This is a genomic window from uncultured Cetobacterium sp. (assembly GCF_947038635.1).
Taxonomy (GTDB): Bacteria; Fusobacteriota; Fusobacteriia; order Fusobacteriales; family Fusobacteriaceae; genus Cetobacterium_A.
In genome coordinates, this window is the sequence record NZ_CAMQXC010000185.1 from 1 (window position 1) to 2,584 (window position 2,584).

The 2,584-nt window shown below is 29.1% G+C and carries 3 protein-coding genes; 1 reads left to right on the plus strand and 2 read right to left on the minus strand.

All coding sequences use genetic code 11. The annotated features are described in order from the left end of the window. On the minus strand, positions 1 to 461 hold a 461-nt coding region (locus Q0V08_RS11430), incomplete at its 3' end, for a sodium/glutamate symporter (protein ID WP_297434840.1). Between the two features lie 245 nt (positions 462 to 706). Further along, positions 707 to 1,642, minus strand: coding sequence for a nucleoside hydrolase (locus Q0V08_RS11435; protein WP_297434841.1), 936 nt, complete (start codon positions 1,640 to 1,642; stop codon positions 707 to 709). Positions 1,643 to 1,776: 134 nt separating this feature from the next. Here Q0V08_RS11435 and Q0V08_RS11440 point away from each other — a divergent pair. Further along, a partial coding sequence (locus Q0V08_RS11440; protein ID WP_297434842.1) for a DUF1846 domain-containing protein occupies positions 1,777 to 2,584 on the plus strand: 808 nt, incomplete at its 3' end.

A 2,584-nucleotide genomic window follows, 5' to 3' on the forward strand; every position in this document is an offset into this window, starting at 1 on the left:
GCTCCATAACTCTCCAAAATAGGAGCAAAAGCTCCTGCTGTTCCTGGACCACCCGTTGTTGACATAGATCCTGTAGCTAGTCCTATCAATGGGTTTAATTTTAAAATTTGTGCTAATCCTACTCCTAAAATATTTTGTGATATAGCTAAACCTACCGAAGCTATCAAAAACATAAATACAGGCATACCTGCCTTTTTTAATAATTTTAAACTTGCAGAATATCCAACTGTTGTGAAAAATGCAATCATAAATATGTTTCTTAAAGAATCTTCGAATATAAAATTAAACATTCCAGTTTTATATCCAATAAAAGTAATTACAGAGAATGCTGTTCCTCCTGTAACCGATTCTGGAATACAATTTTCCTTTAAAAATTTGAAATTGTGATTTAAAAATTTTCCTATATACAATACAACAACTGCCATTGCTATAGTTTGAATTGTTGATAACTCAATTGTCATCTTAAATACCTCCTGTTAATGTTTATAAAGTGTGCGTGTTTTTCGATTATAGCACCTAATTATTGTTTTTTGAAATAGAATATATAAATAATTTAAATAATTAATTATTTAATTCATTGATATATCGTCAAAAAATGTGAAAAAAATAACTCGAAAAAATTAAAAGTATTACTTCATTATACTATTTTTTATAAAAAATGCCAAATAAAAAAACCAAAGTTAATCTCTTTGGTTTTTTTTTATTACTATTTTTTTAAAATTTCTACTGAATTTTTTATTAGTTTTATAAATTCTTCTCTATTAATTTCATTTAGAACTAATGCATTCTTCTCTTTTCCAAGTTTATTTCTATAATCTATTATCGTTTCACCATAAGTAAATTCACCTTTTAACTCTGTTCCTAAAAATACATGTTGACCTTTAAACATATTTGGATTTAGTAAATACGCTATTGTACATGGATCATGCATCGGAACTTCTGTTCTTTGATAAAATTCTTTATAAAAATCAAGAGCATTTTTTATAGCTCCATGAGCTACTTCGGCTGCTAATCCTCCGATTTCTCCTATCTCTTCTAACTCTTTTTCAGTTACAAAAGCTTTCATCGTTACATCTAACGGGCATAAAACAATTTCAACTCCTGATTTAAAGACAATGTCTGCAGCTTCTGCGTCAACATATATATTAAATTCTGCTGAAGGAGTAACATTTCCACCAATTGATGAACCTCCCATTATTACAAATTTCTCTATTTTTGATTTAAGTTCTGGATACATCATCAAAAATACAGCTATATTTGTCATTGGTCCTGTTATTACAATAGTTATTTTCTCTGAACTTTGTTTTAGAGTTTGAGCTATAAATTCAACAGCATTTAATTCTTCAATAGTTTTTTCTGTTTCAGGTAAAATAACATTTCCAAGACCAGTTTCACCATGAACCTCTGGAGCTGTTACTATTATTTTGAACAATGGTTTTTCACAACCTTTTGCAATTTTAATCTCTGGTTTAAAAGCTCCTACTAATTTTCTTGTATTTTCTGTTGTATTGTTTATATGAACATTTCCTGCTGAAACTGTAACTCCTTTTATATCTAATCTTTCACTAGCAAAAGCTAAAAGTAAAGCTATTGTATCGTCACATCCTGGATCACAATCTATTATTATTGGTAACTTTTTCATCTCATCCTCCATCAAAATTTTTATAATTATATCATAAAAAAATATTTTTAAGCTAGATTTTTTTTTTATATCATGCTATGATATAGAGTCAGGAATAGCTCTGACAAAATATGAAAAAAATGAAGGAGTGAGTCATGAAAATAGGTTTTGATCACAATAAATATCTAGAGGAACAATCGAAATATATCCTAGAAAGAGTTAATAATTTTGACAAATTATATCTTGAGTTTGGTGGTAAACTGTTATTTGACTTACATGCAAAAAGAGTTTTACCGGGGTTTGATGAAAACGCAAAAATAAAATTACTTCAAAAATTAAAAGAAAAAGTTGAAGTTATAATCTGTGTTTATGCTGGAGATATCGAAAGAAACAAAATTAGAGGAGATTTCGGTATTACATACGATATGGATGTATTTAGATTAATCGATGATTTAAGAGAACGTGAACTTGAAGTGAACAGTGTTGTTATAACAAGATACGACGACCAACCATCTACATCTCTTTTTATAACAAAGCTTGAAAGAAGAGGAATTAAAGTTTACAAACATAGAGCTACAAAGGGATATCCTACTGATGTTGACACTATTGTTAGTGAAGAAGGATATGGAAAGAATCCATTTATCGAGACAACTAAACCAATTGTTGTTGTTACTGCTCCAGGACCTGGAAGTGGAAAATTAGCTACTTGTTTAAGTCAACTTTATCATGAAAACAAGAGAGGAAATGCTGTTGGATATTCAAAATTCGAAACTTTCCCTGTTTGGAATGTACCTTTAAAGCACCCTTTAAATATAGCTTACGAAGCTGCAACTGTAGATTTAAAAGATGTTAATATGATTGACTCATTCCACCTTGAAGCATATGGTGAAACTGCTGTTAACTATAACAGAGATATTGAGGCATTCCCTGTATTAAAAAGAATTATTGAAAAAATAACAAATA